Below are 2,955 nucleotides of genomic sequence, written 5' to 3' on the forward strand. Positions count from 1 at the left end.
TTAATTAGAACTGACTTTCTCAAGCCTTTTAAAAGCTCGAAGAGCAAAAAAGGCTTGAGAAAGTCAAAAACAATAAACTGCGTTTCAGATTTCTAGAATAAATTTCCGAGAATAGCTTTACACATACGATTCATTTATCAGTCCTTCAGTATGTAGCCTAATATGCTATACTACATGTATAAAGGATTTGAAGAAAGGGATTTACAGGGATGGCAGACTTAACAACAATACTGGAAGAGAATCCATGGGCCAGAGAGTATTTATTTTTAGATCCGGATTTAATCGAGGGAGACATTATCTTTGAAACCAATCTGACTAAGTTTACAGTCTTTGTGCGAGCCATGAACGAAACCGTGGAAAACAAAAATACAGAACTCGCGTATTACGACTTACCCGAACATCAGGCTATTTTTGAATTGTTAGCGGTATTTAAAGTTATGCTTCAATACGAAACTGTCACAGAAGAACAAAGAGAGTTATTCTTTAACTCTTTAAGCTCTTTTTTAAAGGATGAGACAGGTAAGGGAAAGAGCCTGGATTCTATATTCGGAGACAAAGATGCCATTGCTTTGAGCCGTTTATATCAGGTAACAGACGAAGAGTGGACCAAAAAGTATATGACCTGGATTTTAGCAGACTTAGGCGCGATTAGCTTAACTGCAGGACCGGATGTATTCGGTGCTAATGAGAGTGCCTTTACGACATTAAACTTTTTGACCGAAGCTTCTCACGGCAAATGGCGACCACAGATGCATTTTTCTGTGGAGAAAGATTGATTTGAAAAACAATAATATTTTAGGGAGAGAAATAATTGAGAAATCTTGTTAAAATTTTATTTATGGGTGTATCCTTTTTTATTTACTTTAGTGTATTTGAATTCGCATTAGAAAAATTTTTACCGGTAAGTTTATCTATTGAATTTATCGTAGGTGTATTAATTGCAGTAGCGGTATCTTTTGTATTATCTCTTTTCAGCTCAGATAAATTAATGGATGTAGTTGAAGGAAGGTAACGTACAGTACAAATGATTAACCATAGCACGATTATCCTTAAAATTTCCTATAACTGTCCTGTTCTTAAACTAAATAGTAAAATAGCCTGTTCATAAATAACTTACCTTTAAAGATTCCTTGTGAGTCTTTTTTTGTAGGAAAGTATATGTTGGAAAAGCAGAACCGTTTTTCTTCAAGAGCATTTAAACGTTCATACTTGGATTGGAGACTTAAAATGGCGCACGTATTTCACTTATCGATAGACTCATTTGCTTTTGTACGCTGAATCTATCGATTTCACTTGAAAAGTGAATCCTCTCAACGTAAGGAAGATTGCCTTGAGTCACACCAATCGACCTTAACATCTTATACTTTCCTATACATAAAAAAGAGGATGACTGGATATTTCACCGTCATCCTCTTTTTTATTCGTTTAAACCTAGTAGGTTCTCTATTTCAATCCACAACTTTTTGTAAAAGAGATTCGTCCGCTCTCGCTCGCATAAATTGCTTCTTCAACTAATTTTTCAACTAATGAAGGCATATCATAACCTGCTTCTTCAGCCATTAAGGGATAATGAGCATAACCTGCTTCAAGTGCTGGAATCGCATTGAGCTCAATCACATTTGGGGCACCATCATCGTCTAATTTGACATCCACTCGGGCCAACTCCGTACAGCCTAAAGCTTTATAAGCTCTTAAAACCGTTTGGGATATTTCATCGGCGAGTTCTGATGAGATATCTGCCGGGCAACTTCGCGTGACAACGTTATTCGCTTTCACATCCACCGTTTGTGTGGTTCCGAATTCTTGAGGAATGATGACTTCCATAATCGGCAGAGTCTTTGGATTTTCAGTTCCTAAAACAGCTACCGAAAACTCACGTCCAATGAGATAACCTTCAACTAAAGCAGGTTGCTTAAAGTTATCCAAAACATAACTGATTTGTTTACGCAACTCTTCTTCGTTGTTTACCATACTGTCTGCTGTAATCCCCACAGCTGATCCTTCCCTTACTGGTTTTACAAATAGTGGGAAAGACAAGTCGCTATCAAGTGGTGTATCAGCTGAATAAAAAACTTGGAAAGGGGAGACTGGTACTCCGGATGCTTTAAATGTTGCTTTGGCGTGCTCTTTATTTAAAGAAATAACTTGAGGGAGTAAGCCGGAACCGACAAAGGGAATATCTAAGAGTTCTAACATGCCTGAAATATTGGCTTGTTCATTTTTATTGTTAATTCCAACAGCTGAATTGAATATCACGTCAAATTCACCCGCTTCTTTAATCTCATAAAGTAAGCTTGTAGAGGCAGGAATTAATTTGACTTCATGGCCTTTGGTTTCAAATGCTTCTTTGATATCATTAGCAATAATTTCATTTTGACGGTAACTTCTTGGGTCAAGCGCCATTTCTTCTTCAGTCATCTCTTTGGGTTTGTTATAAACCAATCCAATTTTATACATTGTCGTCCTAACATCTCCTTTTTTGTAATCGATACGTACCTTAATTCAAGAATAAATCACATCAAAAAAATATACAAGAAATCCACTTTATCCCTCATTATTTAAGAGTTTATCCATATAAAGTGGAATGATGTTAATAGTGAGTTTCAATCTCTTTTCTCTATTATAAAAACATGGAGTGACAGAATGGGTCGTTTTTAACAAACAGGAAGCTGAGTTTGTATCGTTAGGAGGCTAATTTATAAAAAGAAACTAAATGTAATAGTGATGACCTGATTTTCTCAGGTAACACTGGTATTATATCACTAGTGTTGCATAAAACTTAGAATAAATAGGTTTTATAGGTTGTTACTTTTATCACAAGTAGTTTACGTTAAAATTTCCAAAAAAGTCAATTGCTGGCGCAAGGGATGACTTTTTCCAGAAATTTTTAGGGTTATTCAGTTGTGGATTAGTCCATTTGTATTCTCTTTCACTTAACCAGGTGCGAACGATTCT

Annotated in this window: 3 protein-coding genes; 2 read left to right on the forward strand and 1 reads right to left on the reverse strand. The window is 35.9% G+C overall.

Annotated elements, in window-relative coordinates:
• The first annotated feature begins 209 nt into the window (after nt 1-209).
• Entirely contained in the window at nt 210-776 is a 567-nt protein-coding gene (locus tag ACYQ2O_RS11470; RefSeq protein WP_346025211.1) for a hypothetical protein, read from the forward strand.
• A gap of 35 nt (nt 777-811) precedes the next feature.
• Nucleotides 812-1,012: a hypothetical protein gene (locus ACYQ2O_RS11475; RefSeq protein ID WP_346025210.1), complete on the forward strand. Its 201-nt coding sequence runs from the start codon at nt 812-814 to the stop codon at nt 1,010-1,012.
• Between the two features lie 431 nt (nt 1,013-1,443).
• Here ACYQ2O_RS11475 and ACYQ2O_RS11480 read toward each other — a convergent pair whose 3' ends face one another.
• Nucleotides 1,444-2,457, reverse strand: a complete 1,014-nt coding sequence (locus tag ACYQ2O_RS11480) for a D-alanine--D-alanine ligase family protein (protein WP_346025209.1) — start codon at nt 2,455-2,457, stop codon at nt 1,444-1,446.
• Between the last annotated feature and the right edge of the window lie 498 nt (nt 2,458-2,955).

It is taken from the genome of Alkalibacterium sp. m-11, assembly GCF_054658155.1.

Bases quoted from the DNA above. Each gene is read 5' to 3' on its own strand.
- ACYQ2O_RS11470 (WP_346025211.1), top strand. From the start codon at position 210: ATGGCAGACTTAACAACAATACTGGAAGAGAATCCATGGGCCAGAGAG.
- ACYQ2O_RS11480 (WP_346025209.1), bottom strand. From the start codon at position 2,457: ATGTATAAAATTGGATTGGTTTATAACAAACCCAAAGAGATGACTGAA.